At 71.2% G+C, this 14444-nt stretch carries 20 protein-coding genes; 10 read left to right on the top strand and 10 right to left on the bottom strand.

The window, feature by feature from the left end; all coding sequences use genetic code 11:
• Nucleotides 1-287: 287 nt before the first annotated feature.
• A complete protein-coding gene (locus LL648_RS28420; protein ID WP_232665820.1) occupies nucleotides 288-470 on the bottom strand; it encodes a hypothetical protein in 183 nt (60 codons plus the stop codon).
• 486 nt (nucleotides 471-956) lie between these two features.
• Here LL648_RS28420 and LL648_RS28415 point away from each other — a divergent pair, with 486 nt between their 5' ends.
• Entirely contained in the window at nucleotides 957-1160 is a 204-nt protein-coding gene (locus LL648_RS28415; RefSeq protein WP_232665819.1) for a cold-shock protein, read from the top strand.
• Nucleotides 1161-1244: 84 nt separating this feature from the next.
• Here the strand turns inward: LL648_RS28415 and LL648_RS28410 are convergent, their stop codons facing one another.
• From LL648_RS28410 to LL648_RS28400, 3 genes are all read right to left on the bottom strand, one after another.
• Nucleotides 1245-2477 (bottom strand): RNA polymerase sigma factor, encoded by a 1233-nt coding sequence (locus tag LL648_RS28410; protein ID WP_232665818.1) that lies wholly within the window; start codon nucleotides 2475-2477, stop codon nucleotides 1245-1247.
• Nucleotides 2474-2803 carry a YciI family protein gene (locus LL648_RS28405; protein WP_232665817.1) on the bottom strand — a complete coding sequence of 110 codons (330 nt, stop codon included), beginning with the start codon at nucleotides 2801-2803 and terminating at the stop codon, nucleotides 2474-2476. The genes LL648_RS28410 and LL648_RS28405 overlap by 4 nt, the downstream gene beginning before the upstream one ends.
• Before the next feature lie 84 nt (nucleotides 2804-2887).
• On the bottom strand, nucleotides 2888-4276 hold the full coding sequence (locus tag LL648_RS28400) for an aminotransferase-like domain-containing protein (protein ID WP_232665816.1): 1389 nt from the start codon (nucleotides 4274-4276) through the stop codon (nucleotides 2888-2890).
• 51 nt (nucleotides 4277-4327) lie between these two features.
• Here LL648_RS28400 and LL648_RS28395 point away from each other — a divergent pair, with 51 nt between their 5' ends.
• The 8 genes from LL648_RS28395 (at nucleotide 4328) to LL648_RS28360 (ending at nucleotide 10191) form a co-directional block, all read left to right on the top strand.
• On the top strand, nucleotides 4328-5188 hold the full coding sequence (locus LL648_RS28395; protein WP_232665815.1) for an SCO6745 family protein: 861 nt from the start codon (nucleotides 4328-4330) through the stop codon (nucleotides 5186-5188).
• Nucleotides 5185-6063, top strand: a complete 879-nt coding sequence (locus tag LL648_RS28390) for an NAD(P)-dependent oxidoreductase (protein ID WP_232665814.1) — start codon at nucleotides 5185-5187, stop codon at nucleotides 6061-6063. Before LL648_RS28395 ends, LL648_RS28390 begins: the two co-directional genes overlap by 4 nt.
• Nucleotides 6063-6794 carry a PIG-L deacetylase family protein gene (locus tag LL648_RS28385; protein WP_232665813.1) on the top strand — a complete coding sequence of 244 codons (732 nt, stop codon included), beginning with the start codon at nucleotides 6063-6065 and terminating at the stop codon, nucleotides 6792-6794. Before LL648_RS28390 ends, LL648_RS28385 begins: the two co-directional genes overlap by 1 nt.
• A gap of 100 nt (nucleotides 6795-6894) precedes the next feature.
• Nucleotides 6895-7290, top strand: a complete 396-nt coding sequence (locus tag LL648_RS28380; RefSeq protein ID WP_232665812.1) for a hypothetical protein — start codon at nucleotides 6895-6897, stop codon at nucleotides 7288-7290.
• Between the two features lie 156 nt (nucleotides 7291-7446).
• A complete protein-coding gene (locus tag LL648_RS28375) occupies nucleotides 7447-7824 on the top strand; it encodes a PH domain-containing protein (protein ID WP_232665811.1) in 378 nt (125 codons plus the stop codon).
• 48 nt (nucleotides 7825-7872) lie between these two features.
• Entirely contained in the window at nucleotides 7873-9246 is a 1374-nt protein-coding gene (locus tag LL648_RS28370; protein ID WP_232665810.1) for an alpha/beta fold hydrolase, read from the top strand.
• Nucleotides 9236-9736, top strand: coding sequence for an RNA polymerase sigma factor (locus LL648_RS28365; RefSeq protein ID WP_232665809.1), 501 nt, complete (start codon nucleotides 9236-9238; stop codon nucleotides 9734-9736). The genes LL648_RS28370 and LL648_RS28365 overlap by 11 nt, the downstream gene beginning before the upstream one ends.
• The gene (locus LL648_RS28360) at nucleotides 9733-10191 is read left to right on the top strand and encodes a hypothetical protein (RefSeq protein ID WP_232665808.1); all 459 of its coding nucleotides are present in this window, start codon (nucleotides 9733-9735) and stop codon (nucleotides 10189-10191) included. The genes LL648_RS28365 and LL648_RS28360 overlap by 4 nt, the downstream gene beginning before the upstream one ends.
• A gap of 4 nt (nucleotides 10192-10195) precedes the next feature.
• Here LL648_RS28360 and LL648_RS28355 read toward each other — a convergent pair whose 3' ends face one another.
• Nucleotides 10196-10573, bottom strand: a complete 378-nt coding sequence (locus LL648_RS28355; protein WP_232665807.1) for a VOC family protein — start codon at nucleotides 10571-10573, stop codon at nucleotides 10196-10198.
• Between the two features lie 154 nt (nucleotides 10574-10727).
• Between LL648_RS28355 and LL648_RS28350 the strand changes: the two genes are divergently transcribed.
• Nucleotides 10728-11165 carry a RidA family protein gene (locus LL648_RS28350; RefSeq protein WP_232665806.1) on the top strand — a complete coding sequence of 146 codons (438 nt, stop codon included), beginning with the start codon at nucleotides 10728-10730 and terminating at the stop codon, nucleotides 11163-11165.
• A 180-nt stretch (nucleotides 11166-11345) separates the two neighbouring features.
• Here the strand turns inward: LL648_RS28350 and LL648_RS28345 are convergent, their stop codons facing one another.
• From LL648_RS28345 to ychF, 5 genes are all read right to left on the bottom strand, one after another.
• Nucleotides 11346-11900: an NUDIX domain-containing protein gene (locus LL648_RS28345; protein ID WP_232665805.1), complete on the bottom strand. Its 555-nt coding sequence runs from the start codon at nucleotides 11898-11900 to the stop codon at nucleotides 11346-11348.
• Nucleotides 11901-11996: 96 nt separating this feature from the next.
• Complete coding sequence (locus LL648_RS28340; protein WP_232665804.1) at nucleotides 11997-12368, bottom strand: hypothetical protein; 372 nt, start codon at nucleotides 12366-12368, stop codon at nucleotides 11997-11999.
• 2 nt (nucleotides 12369-12370) lie between these two features.
• Nucleotides 12371-12631 (bottom strand): hypothetical protein, encoded by a 261-nt coding sequence (locus LL648_RS28335; RefSeq protein ID WP_232665803.1) that lies wholly within the window; start codon nucleotides 12629-12631, stop codon nucleotides 12371-12373.
• Between the two features lie 152 nt (nucleotides 12632-12783).
• Nucleotides 12784-13239 carry a hypothetical protein gene (locus tag LL648_RS28330; protein WP_232665802.1) on the bottom strand — a complete coding sequence of 152 codons (456 nt, stop codon included), beginning with the start codon at nucleotides 13237-13239 and terminating at the stop codon, nucleotides 12784-12786.
• A gap of 126 nt (nucleotides 13240-13365) precedes the next feature.
• Entirely contained in the window at nucleotides 13366-14439 is a 1074-nt protein-coding gene (gene ychF, locus LL648_RS28325; RefSeq protein ID WP_232665801.1) for a redox-regulated ATPase YchF, read from the bottom strand.
• Nucleotides 14440-14444 lie beyond the last annotated feature (5 nt).

Here is a 14444-nt window from a genome sequence, read left to right as displayed (position 1 = left end):
CACGCGAGGGCAGGAAAGCCACTTTCCGGCCCTCACAGGGCAGGAAAGTGGCTTTCCTGCCCTCCCCAACCCGGGGGGGTGAGCTGCGCGAACGGCACTTTCGAACGGTAGGTTGGCCTGAAGGTGCCGTTCGCGCACATCCCGGCGGTCGCCGAGCGGGCGGGATCGTGAGTTGAGTGTGCTCAGGGCTGCCGCGACAGCCCTCAGCGCACTCCCGATCAGCCAGTGTCTGGATCCGGGGTGCCGGTCCACCGCGGTGGCTGCGGCGATTCACCTGACAGCCACTTTCATGCAATGACGTTGCATGAAAGTGGCTTTCCTGACCTTCCCGGCACATCGCGTTCGCCGCGATGCCGGCCGACCTCGCGGGAGAGCTCGACGATGATGCCGGTGCCGTGTGCGTCGACGATCCGCTTCAGCTCGACGGCACCGGCATCGTCCGGCATGTCGACCCAGGCGACCGAGACCACGGCTACCGCTTCCTGCGGTCGCGGATTTCGAGCGTCATTCGGACGAGCAGTCGCACGGGAGGTCCCGGAACCATCCGGCGAGTTGACCGTAGGCGTTCGCAGCGCAGTCGTCGTCTACGTCGGTACGGGTCGCCACCGTTACCTGGGATGTAGACAGGGTTGCCGTTGATGGTCTTCCAACCCACGATGCCCCCGTGTGATCACTCGTCCGAGCGAGGCGAAAGCGGAACGTAACCACAAGATCGTGGTCGAGCGGGTGCGGATACACCGATCCCACCTGGTCGGCCGCCTGATGACGGCACGTGGGCGGCCCGCTCTCGCGGAACAGAACGGGGCGTGGCAGAGTTGACGCGAACGGTCGCAGTTTCGGTGTTCGTGCACGCACGCTCGCAGGAACGTCCGGGCGGCCGCCCAGAGGGGCGGGCGTCAGGGGCCGCCGGGGACCGCACGGTGCGGGCCCCATCACCACCTGCAGGGAGCAGTTGCATGGCACAGGGAACCGTCAAGTGGTTCAACGGCGAGAAGGGCTACGGCTTCATCTCGGTCGACGGGGGCGGCGCTGACGTCTTCGTCCACTACTCGGAGATCGACGGCAGCGGCTTCCGCAGCCTCGACGAGGGCCAGCGCGTCGAGTTCGAGATCGGCCAGGGCAACAAGGGCCCGCAGGCCACCGGCGTCCGCGCCGTCTGATCCGCGCTCTGAACCAAGGCTCTGAACTGAGCTGACGAAGAGCCCGCCCCCTCGTGGGGGCGGGCTCTTGTCGTTGCGGGAACCTCAGGCGGAGCCGGCCTCCTCGATCCGCCGGGTGAGGAAGCGGCGCTCCGCGTCGGTGCCGGCGAGCTCCAGCGCCGCGTGGTACTCCGCTACCGCCTCCGGCCGGCGACCGAGCCTGCGCAGCATGTCCGCCCTGGACGCAGCGAGCAGGTGGTAGCCGTCGAGCTCACCGGTCGCGGCGAGCTCGTCCACCATTTCCAGCCCCGCCTGCGGACCGATCGCCATCGACACCGCGACGGCCCGGTTCAGTCGCACCACCGGCGAGGGCAGCAGCTCGACCAGCCGCCCGTACAGCGCGGCGATCTGCGGCCAGTCGGTGTGCTCGGCATCGGCTGCCGTCGCGTGGCAGGCGGCGATCGCCGCTTGCACCTGGTACGGCCCGACCGCGCCCCGCCGCAATGCGGTCTCGACGAGCTGCGCGCCCTCGTCGATCATGGCCGCGTCCCACAGCGAACGGTCCTGCTCGTCGAGCGCCACCAGCTCCCCGGCGCCGTCGACCCGCGCCGCCCGCCGCGAGTCCTGCAGGAGCAGCAGCGCACACAAGCCGAGCACCTCCGGCTCGTCCGGCATGAGCGCGGCGAGCATCCTGGCGAGCCGGATCGCTTCGGCGCAGAGGTCGCCACGCACCGGCAGCTCACCGGACGCCGCCGCGTATCCCTCGTTGAACAGCAGGTATACAACTCCGAGAACGGCGGTGAGCCGATCGGGCAGCAGATGATCCGGCGGCACCCGGTACGGGATGCCCGCATCCCTGATCTTGCGCTTCGTCCTCACCAGCCGCTGCGCCATCGTCGGCTCGGCCACCAGGAACGCGCGCGCGATCTCCGCGGTGGTCAGGCCGGCGAGCGTGCGCAGGGTCAGCGCGACCCGGCCCTCGAGCGGCAGCGCCGGGTGGCAGCAGGTGAAGATGAGCCGCAGCCGGTCGTCCTGGACCGAGCTGTCGATGAACTGTGGCTCCGGTTCCGGCACGGCAGCGACCTCCCGCAGCTTCCTCGCCTCGACGGCGGTGCGTTTCAGCTGGTTGAGCGCGCGGTTGCGGGCGGTGGTGGTGAGCCAGGCGCCGGGATTGCGCGGGACACCGTCGACGGGCCAGCGCGCCAGCGCCTGCGTCACGGCGTCCTGCGCGCTCTCCTCGGCGAGGTCCCAGTCGCCGGTCATCCGGATCAGGGTGGCGACGATCCGCCCCCACTCCTCCCGGAACGCCGTCGCAACCGCACTCTCGACGTCCGTCATTCCGTCCAGAGCGGCCGCACCTCGATCGTCCCCCAGGTCGCGACGGGATGCCGCGACGCGACGTCGAGCGCCTCGTCGAGGTCGGCGCACTCGATCAGGTCGAACCCGAGCACCTGCTCCTTCGTCTCGGCGAACGGGCCGTCGGTGAGCAGCGTGTCGCCGCTGCGCACCCGGACGCACGTCGAGTCGGCGACGGGCCGCAGCCGGTTGCCCGTCAGCCGGATGCCCTTGCGGTCCATCTCGCTCACCCAGTCCTCCGTGACCTCCTCGGTGCCCGGCTCGACGGATGTGCCCTCTACGCCGCAGATCAACAGCATGTACTGCATCTTGTCCTCCTCATCGGTGCTTACCCCAGTACGACAATCGGCGATTGCCCCGATCGACACCCGAGCCGAGAAAGTTCTCGGACGCTATCGGGGCGCTGCCGCGACGTCCTGCGTGTGCGCCTCCCACGCTGCGGCGAGCCGGTCGGCGGCGAGGGTCAAGGTGTCGAGCTGCCCGGCGAACGACAGCCGCGCGAAACCGTGGTGGCGGCCGTCGAGGCAGGACGCGCTGCCGGGCGAGATCGTGACGCCGTGCCTGGCTGCGGTGTGCGCGAACGCGTCGACGCTGGCGACCGGCAGCTCGACCCAGAGCGAGAGACCGGCCGCCGGCCGGTTCACCCGCCAGCCGGGGAGCCGCTCGGACAGCTCGGCGGCGAGGTGGTCGCGGCGCAGTGCCAGCGCGTTGCGGTGCGCGTCCAGCCACGGCCGGTCGACCGCGCGGAGCAGCTGCGCGGCGATCGCCTGCGTAGTGGCCGCGGTCGCCAGGTTGAGCTGCGTCTTCGCCGCCAGCAACGCCGAACGCAGCGGCTCGTCGGCTCTGATCCAGCCGACCCGCAGCCCGCTCCAGAGCAACTTCGCCGTAGAACCGACCACCACCACAGCGGGGCTCATCGCGGCGATCGGCGGTGGCGGCTCGGCGTCGAGGTGCAGGTCGGCGAGCGTCAGGTCCTCGACGATCCGCGCCGTGGCCGCGTCGGCGATCGCGGCGACGGACTGCCTGGCGAGCGTCGGCATGACGGTTCCCGTCGGGTTGTGGCCGGTCGACATGAGGTGCACGAGCGTGCCCGGCGCGCGGGCCACCCGCTCGACGGACGCGGGGTTCGGGCCGTCGGGACCGGTGCGCAGCACCCCGACCGGACGACCGTCGGCCGCGCCGGCGGTCCCCGGGTAGGTCGGGCAGGTGGTGACGAGCCCGGTGCCGGTGCGCGCGAGCAGCCACAGCGCCTCCTGGGCGCCCGCCGTGATCATGATCTGCGCCGGCTCGGTCGGCAGCTGCTGGTGCCGGCTCAGGTGCTCGGCGACGGCCGTCCGCAGCGCGGGCAGCCCGGCTGGGTCGAGCCCGGGACCGTCGAGCTCGCACCACGCGGTGGCGGCATCGATCGGCGGGAGGTGGCTCAGGTCGGATGGCACGGAGAGCGAGAGGTCTATCGCCTGCCGGTCGGCCGTCCGGCGCAGCAGCAACGTCGTGACGCCGCTCTCGGCCGTCCACGAGGGGCGACCCGACACGAACGTCCCCGCGCCTTGGCGCCGCGCCACGACGCCGGCCTGCGCGAGGTGCTCGAAGCACGCCACGACCGTGCCCCGCGAAACCCCTAGCGCAGCGGCGAGCGACCGCTCCGCCGGCACCCGGACGCCTTCCCGCACGACCCCACGCGTCACGGCGTCGAGCAGCGCGGCAGCGAGCCGCTGGTAGCGCGGCCCCGGCCGCTGACGCCAACCGCGGAAGACGACCTCCGTCCACCAGACATGGTCCATTTCGTCAGATTGGCACTGTTCCGGGCTCGACGGCGAGACGATCGTGGACCCGTGCCTCCGACACCGACACTCGCCCGGCGCCTGTGGGAAGCGATCGAGCCGCTGCACGCGCTCGTCTACTTCGCGCCCCAGCCGGCCGAAGCCGCGCGGCGGATCGGCCTGCGCGGCTACTGGATGGGCTACTTCGCCTCCCGCGTCGCCCCGCTCGGCCCGGTGCCGCCGGCCGCCGTCGCGGCGATGGCGTACGGGTTCGCGCCGTCGATGGTCGCGCGCGCGATCCCCGACGCGTGGTCCTACGCCGAGCCCGCACTGGTGCTCGAAACCCGGATCGGCGCTGCGGCGACAGCGCTGCGCGACGCGTTCGGGCTCACCGAGATCCACACGCTCGGCGAGCTGGCCGAGCCGCTGTGGGAGGCGGTCGCCGGATGCCGGTTCGAGGGCCGCCCGCTCGCCGCGGCGTGGTCGCAGGTGGCCCGCCCGGCCGACCCGGTCGCGTCGGCGTGGCTCGCCGCCGGTGTACTGCGCGAGCACCGCGGCGACGGGCACGTGCTCGCTGCGGTGGCGCACGGACTTCGGGGCCTCGACGCGACGCTGACGTTCGTCGCGGCGGGCGGCATGCCACGCGACGTCATCCAGCCTGCGCGCGGTTGGAGCGACGACGAGTGGGCGCAGTCGGCGCGAAGACTGCAGGCCCGCGGCCTGCTCGACCGCGACGGGCGGTTGACCAAGACGGGCGGCGCGCTGCGGCGCGACGTCGAGGACATGACCGACCGGCTCGCTGCCGCACCGGTGGAGCGGGTCGGCCCGAAGGGCGTCGAGGAGATCATCGAGCGGGCGGCGCCGCTCAGCCGGGTGCTGATCGACGCGGGCGCGTTCCCCGTGCCGAACCCGGTCGGGGCACCACGGCCGTGACCCGCATCGGTTTTGTCGGGCTGGGCTCGATGGGCGAGGCGATGGCGCTCAACCTCGTCGCTGCCGGCACGCCGTTGACGGTGTGGAACCGCAGCCCGGACAAGGCCAAGGCGCTGGAAGCCGCCGGCGCGACGGTCGCGCCCGACGCCGCCGCAGTGTTCGACCGCTCCGAGGTCGTCTTCATGATGTTGACCGACGCCGACGCGGTCGACACCGTGCTCACACGCGGTATACCGGAGTTCGCCGAGCGGGTGCGCGGCCGCACCGTCGTGCACATGGGCACGACGGAGCCCGCGTACTCCGCGGGCCTGGAGGCCGACGTGCGCGCGGCCGGCGGGCACTACGTCGAGGCGCCGGTCTCCGGCTCGCGGGCCCCGGCGGAGGCCGGCGAGCTGGTGGCGATGCTCGCCGGCGACCCGGTCGACGTCGAGCGGGTGCGCCCGCTGATGGCGCCGATGTGCCGCGAGACGATCCCGTGCGGGGCCGTGCCCGGCGCGCTGCTGATGAAGCTGGCCGTGAACGTCTTCCTGATCACGCTTGTGACCGGGCTGGCGGAGTCGGTGCACTTCGCCCGCACGTACGGGCTCGACATGGAGCGGTTCGTCGGCGTGCTGGCCGGCGGGCAGATGGCGAGCCCGGTGATGCTGGTGAAGGCGCCGAAGATGGTCGCGGAGGAGTTCGCGCCGCAGGCGTCGATCACGAACGTCTGGACCAACACCCGGCTGATCTCCGCGGCCGCGGCGGCGGCCGGCATCTCGTTGCCGCTGCTCGAAGCGTCGCGCGGGCTCTTCGCGGACGCGTCGGCACTCGGGATGGGCGACGCCGACATGGCGGCGGTGCTCAAGGCCGTCGAGGCGCACGCCAGGATGGGCTGATGGCGACGGTCGTAGCGTTCCACGCCCACCCCGACGACGAGGTCCTCCTGACCGGCGGGACCCTCGCGCAGGCCGCCGCCGAGGGGCACCGCACGGTGATCGCCGTCGCGACCGACGGCGAGATGGGCGCCGTCCCGGAGGGCGAGTCGCTGCGGATGGGCGAGCTGCGCGCGAGCGCGGCGGCGTTGGGCGTCGACCGGGTTGTACACCTCGGGTATGCCGACAGCGGGCACGGGGCATTGCTCTACCCCGACCCACCCGGCCGCACGCGGTTCATGCGGGCGCCGGTCGACGAGGCGGCCGAGCGGCTGGCCGCCGTGCTGCGCGAGGAGCGCGCCGACCTGCTGCTCAGCTACGACGCGAACGGCGGGTACGGGCACCGCGATCACGTCAGGGTGCACGAGGTCGGCCGGCGCGCGGCCGGGCTGGCCGGGGTGCGCAGGGTGCTCGAGGCGACGGTGCCGCGCGACCGGATGGTCCGGATCACGCGGCTGCTGCGGCTGCGCTACGACCTCGACGGCGTCTTCAGCCCGCGGGCGGCGATCACGCACACGATCGACGTGCGCCGCTATGCCCGGCAGAAGCAGCGGGCGCTCGCCGCGCACCACTCCGTCGTCAACGGGAGGGGCCGGCTGGCGCCGGTGATGCGGATGCTCGTGCGGCTCCCCGTGCCGGTGTTCGCGCTCGTGATGGGGCGGGAGTGGTACGTCGAGGCGAGGACATCCCGCTGACGCGGAGTACGATCGTGGTTTCTGTGTGCGGGGTCACAGGGGGCACGTCGTGGTGCGGATCCGGGTGTGGCGGCCAAGCCGTCGAGGCTGTCCCGTCGACGTGCACGCGTTCGACCTGATCACGCTCGACACGATCGCGAAGCAGGCCTGCGAGCTGCAGGGCGCGGCGGAGGCCGTGCTCACGGCGTGCGGCGCCGACCACGAGCCCGACGCGCAGCTCGCGCGCGCAGGCGGCCGGGTCGCGGGCGAGTTCCACCGGCTGCACGCCTGGCTGCTCGACCTCGACGTCGAGCCTCCACTACGCCCATTGAGGGACGAGCTGGCCGCGGCGATCATGCACCACTGCCAGGTCGTGCACGTCTCGATCCGCCTCGCCTTCCCGACCTACCGGATCGACCCCACCGGGCATCGGCGCACCGTGCTGGAGCTGGGCGACCGCGGGGCACACCTGCGCTCGCTGGCCGCCACCATCGCGCGCCGCCGCGGCGACGGGTGATCTACTTCGACTCCATTCCGGCATGCAACCCTCAACCGGGTTGGTTCAACATTGGTTCTCTGTCCTTTCCCGCAGGAAAAAGGCCCGACCAGTCGGTCACGTCGCCGGTCCGTCGCGCGGATACCCTCGTGCTGATCTGAGCGCTTGGAGTACGCAATGGGAATACTCGACGGGATCATCGGCAATTCCGCGCGGATCGACCCGCAGACGGCATTCCACCAATATGCGCAACTGCTCCTGCGCGGTGAAGAGGTGCGCGCGGCGTACCAGATCGGGCGGGACGCGCTGCTGTTCACCGACAGCCGGCTGATCCTCGTCGAACGGCAGGGCATCGCGGGGACGCGGATCGAGTACCGGTCGCTGCCCTACCGGAGCATCACCTCGTTCGGCGTCGAGGCCGCCAGCCCGTTCGACCTCGACGCCGAGCTGCGGATTTGGGTCGCCGGGACGACCGCACCGATCAAGAAGCAGTTCGGCCGCTCCGTCGACGTCTACGAGGTGCAGGCCGTGCTCGGGGGGTTCGTGGCGAGGTAGTCGCGGGGCGGCCGGAACCTTTCGGCAGCGACCCTCCTCTTCTTGGACGTGACCACAACACCCGCCCCGCCTCTCGCCGATCCGTCGAGGGTTCGCCGCGCCCGTCCCGTCGCGGTCGTGCTCGTGCTCGACGCCCTGCTGCACCTCTACTGGTCGACCGGGGCGAGGTGGCCCGCACCCGATGAGCGGACGCTGTCCATGGCGGTGCTGGGCACCCCGGTGTCGTTCGCCCCGCGGATCGTGCTGCCGCTCGCCGCCACGCTGCTGGTGGCGGCCGCGGTCGTGCACTTCAGCGCGGTCACGGGCCACCGGCTGCTGCGGGCCGGGACGCTCATGGTCGCCACCGGCCTGCTGATCCGAGCGCTCGCGGGTGCCGTCTGGGTGTTCGGCGTCGGCGTCGAACCGGGGAGCGCGTTCTTCTGGCTCAACCTGCTCCTCTACACGCCGCTCTGCGTGGTGCTCGGCCTGCTGTGCGTCTCGACCGTGCCGGTTCGGCGGCCATGGCGGCGCGCCGCCGCGGTGGGCACGCCGTTGGCGCTGATCGCCGTCCTGCTCTTCGGCGCGTACGGCTACCGGCCCGCGGCGGCGCCCGCGCAGGCATTGGAGCCGGGATCGCGGTTCGTCGACACCCCGCTCGCGCGGTTCCACTACGTCACCGCGGGGACGGGCACGCCCGTTGTCCTGCTCGCACCCGGCGCTTCGTCGACGTTCGCGTGGCGCGAGCAGGTGGCGGAGCTGGCACGCGACCACACCGTCTTCGCCGTGGACCTGCCGGGCAACGGCCGCACGACGCTGCACGACCTGCCGTTCCGCTACGACCTCGACGGGATGACGACCGCGATCGGGACGTTCCTCGACGCCGTCGGGGTGCCGCGGGCGGCGCTGGCCGGGAACTCCTGGAGCGGCGGGTTCGCGCTCGCCTTCGCCCAGCGCCGTCCGGAACGCGTCGACCGGCTCCTGCTGCTCGCACCGTCGGGGCTGGACGAGCGCGACCCGCTGCTCTGGGAGCTGATGAAGCCGCCCGTGCTCGGCGAGCTGATCACCAATCTCGGCGCCGACCGCGCGTCGCTGGCGGCGGGGTTGCGCAGCACCTACTTTGCCAACCCGGACCGCGTCACCGAGGAGGTCGTCGATGCGATGTGGGTGCCGGGCACCGTCCCCGCCAACATGCGGGCCACGTACGAGCTCGAACGCGGGCTCGACTGGAGCATCACCGAGGCCGCGCTCGGGCGCGTCCGGCTGCCGGTGCAGGTGATCTGGGGCGCGCAGGACCAAGTGCTTCCCGTGGCGCAGGCGAGCCGGTTCGGTGCGCTGCTGCCGGAAGCGGAGGTGCACGTCCTCGACGGCTGCGGGCATGCGCTCACCGTCGACTGCGCCGAGCGGGTCACCACGTTGATGTCGGGGTTCCTCCGTGGTCGATGACGGGGCCGTCCTGCTCGTCGAGGCGGCGCAACGCGGCGACGTGCTGGCGATGAACGACCTGCTCGACCTGCTGGCGCCCTACGTCGGCCGGATCTGCGGCCCGATCGCGCTGGACAGCGGGCAGGACGCAACGCAGGAAGCACTCGTCGCGGTCTTCCGCGCCCTGCGCACGCTGCGCGAGCCGGGCGCGCTGTACGGCTGGGTGCGGGCCATCGCCGTGCGGGAGGCGGTGCGGATCGCGCGGCGGGAGTCCCGGTCGGCACCGGCCGAGCTCGCCGACCTGCCCGCGCCCGGCGACCCGCAGCTGGCCACCGACATCGAGGACGTGCTCGCGCGCCTCTCCCCGGAACACCGGGCCGTGCTCGTGCTCCGCGACGTCGAGGGGATGGACGAGCGGTCCGCCGCAGCCCTGCTCGACCTGCCTGCAGGCACCGTCAAGTCGCGCCTGCACCGGGCGCGCGACAGCTTTCGAAAGGCATGGAAGTCGTGAACGAACACTGGCCACGGGCCGAGCTCGACGCCGTGCAGCGGCTGCGGGTGCTGGCCGCGATGATCGCCGGCGCCGCCGTCACAGAGCGGGTGATCGCCGCGCCGTTCGAGGAGGTATGGGGGCTGCTGACTGACCTGGAGGGGACGTTCGGCGAGATCCAGCCCGACATGCGGCACCTGCACGTCGCGCAGCGTTCCGGCGACCGGCTGGTGGCGCACGTCCGCAGCCGCTACGGCATGCGGGCCCGCTTCGACGGCGTGCTCCGACCGGGCTCGTGCTGGCTGCAGAGCCGATTCCTGCTGGTCGGGATGGCCGCGGCCGGGGCACCGGGCGGCGGCACGCTGGTCGCGCTCACCGGCGGGGTGCGGGTGCCCGGCCGGCCGGCGCTGGTGCCGATCGGCGTGCGCCGGGAGGCACGGCGCTCCCTGGACCGCTTGGAGCGGCTGCTGACGTGAGCCGTCAGAGGTTCTCCCACAGCCCGAGCACGTTGCCGTCGGGATCCTTGAAGTAAGCGAACGCGCCCATGCCGGGGATCTCCGTGCGCGGGCGGACGATGCTGCCGCCGGCGGCCTCGATCTCCTTCAACGAGTCCGCGACCGACTCGACGTCGACCGTCAGCACCGGCGCCGGCGTCTCGGCCGTGCGCGGCATCAGCCCGCCGTTGATCGCGCCCGGCGTGCGGGGCAGCTGGGACGTCTCGTCGGTCTCGGTCGTCTGGACGATCGTGTAGTCCATGCCGGGCATGTCGCTCAGCTGCCAACCGAAGAGCTCGCCGTAGAAGGCCTTCGCCCGTGCGACGTCGTCGGCCGGGATCTCGAAGTGCACGATGCTGCGCATGCCGGTCCTCCTCCGGTGGGGTCGGACCGTTCTACTCCCGGACGCGTGCGGCGAACACCCGCCGGTCGGCCCAACCTGGCACTTCGAGCACCGGAGTGGGGACTCCGAAAACCTGTTGGTCGACCCCCACGGCCGTTGCTAGCTTTCCGGCGCCGTGCGGGCCGACCGCGCGGCCGAAAGGGTGAACAGGCACATGGCCAGACGAGAGACCGTCGTCCCCGAGAGCATGAAAGAAGTGCATGAGCGGTTCCGGTATGCGCCGGGTGTGAAGGCCGGCCCACTCCTCTTCATGGCCGGCCAGCTGGGGCGCGACGAACAGCTGAACGTCATCGAGGACAAGGAAGCGCAGTTCGCCCAGGCGTTCGAGAACGTCGAGAAGGTCCTGAGCGCAGCTGGAGCGACGTTCGACGACGTCGTGGACATGATCACGTACCACACGGACATGCAAGACCTGCAGCTCTTCATCAAGGTGAAGGACCGGTACTTCACGAACCTCGATCAGCTGCCGACCTGGACCGCCATCGGCGTGGCCGCCTTGGCCATGCCGGGACTGTCCGCCGAGATCAAGTGCACGGCGCTCCTGCCCGACTGACCTCGCGGGATGGAGCCGGTCGGCGCGGCCACGCATGGCGAGGGCAGGAAAGCCACTTTCAGGCCCCCACAGGGCAGGAAAGTGGCTTTCCTGCCCTCCCCGGACACCTCACGCCACCGTCGATTCGACGTCGTCGATACCGAGGTCGAGGGCGTCAGGCCGACGGTAGCGGCGCAGCGGTCAGGGAACGAGACCGAGCGCGACCGCATGCCGCACGACGTCGGCGTGCACGTCGTCTTCAACCTCTCGACGTTCTTCGAGCCACGCAGCCGCCTCTTCGGGCGGAAGGGCGAGCACCTCGACCACGCTCTCGCCGTCGACCGGGTTCGTCGGCGATCCGTCGAGGACGACCCGCGCCACGCCGAAGGCCCACCACGTCCGCGGGTGCGGCTGGTGCGGCAGGTACGGCCGCTCGCGGGCGCTCTCGACGGCGAAGGCCGAGAACAACCGTGGCTCGTCCAGCAAGACCGCACCCGCCTCCTCACGCAACTCCCGCTGAGCGAGGCCGGCCAATGACTCACCGGGCTCACGCGTGCCCCCGGGCAGGAACCGCCAGCCCTCGACGCTTCGACACACCAGCACGCGACCATCACCGGTCACCGCGACCAGGTGCAGCCGGGTCACGAGCGCGTCAGGCGCATGCTCGACCGTGTACCGCACGCGGGCTGCGGCGTACCCGACCTCATGAACGCCGTACAGCCGGGGGAACCGCTGACGCCATGGGCCATCCGTCATCGGAGTCACGACACCACCTGCCAACGAAACGTACAGCTCGGCCTCACGAGCGGGAGTCGACCAAGCTCTGCGCAGACCAACACGGCAAGCGTCTCGTCAGACTCGTACGACCGCCACAGCGACCGGCCGCGCCTTCACGAGCATGTCGAGGTCGCCCGGGTCGCTGGTCAGAATCTGGTCACCCGGGCGGGCGAGCAGGGCGACCGATGCGTCGACAACATCCGAGCCGCCGGCCACCTTGAGCAGTTCACCGGCCGATCGCGCGACATCCAGACCCATCGGAACGACATCGATCATGGCCAAGGCGCGAGCCAGATGTACCTGGCGCGCACCGTCCCGCCAGGCCTGAGCCACCACGGGTGCCATCGTCACCAGGTCCGCCCCAGTCCTTCGACCAAGGGCGATCAGGCCGGCTACACGTCGATCCGACCGGTCGATCCCGATCAACGCTCCGGCGTCCAGCACCATCCTCATGCGACTGTGCGCGACGTGCTCGGCGGAATGTAGGCCACCCCGGCCTCGGTGGCGATCTCGCGCAGCTCAGCCTCGTCGAACTCACCGTGCTCGACCTGGTACTCCACCAGCCACGCATCGATCAAGCGCCCACGAACCCACGTCTCCAGCGCCTCGGTGACCACGGCAGAAAACGGAACACCGGCCTCCTGCGCTACTCGCTGCGCGGCAATGCGCACCTCGGCAGGCAGCGACACCGTGACCCGATCCGCACTCATACGCGAAATCATACTCCTGTATGAGCATTTGATCGGTCGAGAACCACCCACGAGGACAGAGATGCTCGTATGTCGGCCACCGACATCGCCAGACGTCGAGCCGAGGGCTCCACCAGACGCGCCATCACACGACCCACGCGCCGGACACCGGTTCACACGCGGTCGTAGCGGACGAGCTGGTGACGTTCGTCGACGAAGCTGGTCGGCGGCGCGAGGAACGCGTCGACATCACCCACTGACCCGACGGCGAGATTCAGGGTGTCGAGCCGGTACCACCACTGGCTCGGCCCGAAGAGAGCCTTGTGGCGATAGGTGATCTGCCACCTGAGCCGCTCACCAGCGTGGAGCCGAACACCCGGCGGGCGGCGGGTGATGACGCCCGGCGTCTGATCGGGGACGAGCATGACACGCACAACGTCCCCATCGTCCCGCAACAGCACGGTGTCCTTCTTCGGCCGCTCGAACCGCGTAGAGAACGTGGGCGCGAAGTCGTCCTCCCATTCCCGCATCCACACCTCGTGCACCAGCGGCGCGATCGTGCCCGGCAGCGGGAACGCCACAGGCAGACCGTTACGCCTGCTTGCCGCACTCCCGCTGCGCGAACGCACGGTCCACGACGTCCGCACCCACTGGACAACGACATCCACCACGCCACGATCGCATCCCCGCCGGACGCCGACCAGCGGATGCTGCGAGACCATGCAGAGTCAGGCGCTACCTACGCTCAGATCGAATCAGACGTTGAACCGGAACTCCACCACGTCCCCGTCGGCCATGACGTAGTCCTTGCCCTCCATCCGCACCTTCCCCGCCGCCTTGGCCGCAGCCATCGACCCCGCCTCGACCAGGTCGGTGTAGGACACGATCTCGGCCTTGATGAAACCGCGCTCGAAGTCGGTGTGGATCACGCCCGCGGCCTGGGGTGCGGTGGCGCCGCGCCGGATCGTCCAGGCGCGGGCCTCCTTGGGGCCTGCCGTAAGGTAGGTCTGCAGGCCGAGGGTGTGGAAGCCGGCGCGCGCCAGGGCGTTGAGGCCGGGCTCCTCCTGACCGATGGATTCCAGCAGCTCGCGGGCCGATTCGTCGTCCAGCTCGAGCAGCTCCGATTCGACCTTCGCGTCGAGGAAGACGGCGTCGGCGGGGGCGACGAGCTCGGTCAGCTCCTTGCGCCGCGCCTCGTCGGCGAGCACGCCCTCGTCGGCGTTGAAGACGTAGAGGAACGGCTTGGTCGTCAGCAGGGACAGCTCGCGCAGCGGCTCCCGGTCGACGCCCGCGGAGAAGAGGGTGCGGCCGGAGTCGAGCACGGCGACGGCCGCCTCGGCCGCCTCCAGCACCGGGCGGCGGTCCTTCTGCATCCGCGCCTCCTTGGTCAGGCGCGGCACCGCCTTCTCCAGGGTCTGCAGGTCGGCGAGGATCAGCTCGGTGGAGATCGTCTCGATGTCGCCCGCGGCGTCGATCCGGCCGTCGACGTGCACGACGTCGGGGTCGTCGAACACGCGCACGACCTGGCAGATCGCGTCGGACTCGCGGATGTTGGCGAGGAACTTGTTGCCGAGCCCTGCCCCCTCGGAGGCACCCTTCACGATCCCGGCGATGTCGACGAACGACACGACGGCCGGGACGATCTTCGCGGACGCATGGATCTTGGCCAGCTCGGCCAGCCGCGGATCGGGCAGCGGCACCACGCCGACGTTGGGCTCGATCGTCGCGAACGGGTAGTTGGCGGCGAGCACGTCGTTGCGGGTCAGCGCGTTGAACAGCGTCGACTTGCCCACGTTGGGCAGGCCGACGATGCCGAGGGTGAGAGACACGAACA

It is taken from the genome of Pseudonocardia sp. TRM90224, assembly GCF_021245725.1.
In the GTDB taxonomy this organism is placed as follows: domain Bacteria; phylum Actinomycetota; class Actinomycetes; order Mycobacteriales; family Pseudonocardiaceae; genus Pseudonocardia.
The sequence above is the reverse complement of the archived record's forward strand: the minus strand, read 5'-3'. Positions and strand labels throughout refer to the sequence as shown.

Excerpts from the sequence above, each read along its gene's own strand:
- LL648_RS28415 (WP_232665819.1), top strand. The coding sequence starts at position 957 with ATGGCACAGGGAACCGTCAAGTGGTTCAACGGCGAGAAGGGCTACGGC.
- LL648_RS28410 (WP_232665818.1), bottom strand. The coding sequence starts at position 2,477 with ATGACGGACGTCGAGAGTGCGGTTGCGACGGCGTTCCGGGAGGAGTGG.
- LL648_RS28405 (WP_232665817.1), bottom strand. The coding sequence starts at position 2,803 with ATGCAGTACATGCTGTTGATCTGCGGCGTAGAGGGCACATCCGTCGAG.
- LL648_RS28400 (WP_232665816.1), bottom strand. The coding sequence starts at position 4,276 with ATGGACCATGTCTGGTGGACGGAGGTCGTCTTCCGCGGTTGGCGTCAG.
- LL648_RS28385 (WP_232665813.1), top strand. The coding sequence starts at position 6,063 with ATGGCGACGGTCGTAGCGTTCCACGCCCACCCCGACGACGAGGTCCTC.
- LL648_RS28375 (WP_232665811.1), top strand. The coding sequence starts at position 7,447 with ATGGGAATACTCGACGGGATCATCGGCAATTCCGCGCGGATCGACCCG.
- LL648_RS28355 (WP_232665807.1), bottom strand. The coding sequence starts at position 10,573 with ATGCGCAGCATCGTGCACTTCGAGATCCCGGCCGACGACGTCGCACGG.
- LL648_RS28345 (WP_232665805.1), bottom strand. The coding sequence starts at position 11,900 with ATGACGGATGGCCCATGGCGTCAGCGGTTCCCCCGGCTGTACGGCGTT.
- LL648_RS28340 (WP_232665804.1), bottom strand. The coding sequence starts at position 12,368 with ATGGTGCTGGACGCCGGAGCGTTGATCGGGATCGACCGGTCGGATCGA.
- LL648_RS28335 (WP_232665803.1), bottom strand. The coding sequence starts at position 12,631 with ATGAGTGCGGATCGGGTCACGGTGTCGCTGCCTGCCGAGGTGCGCATT.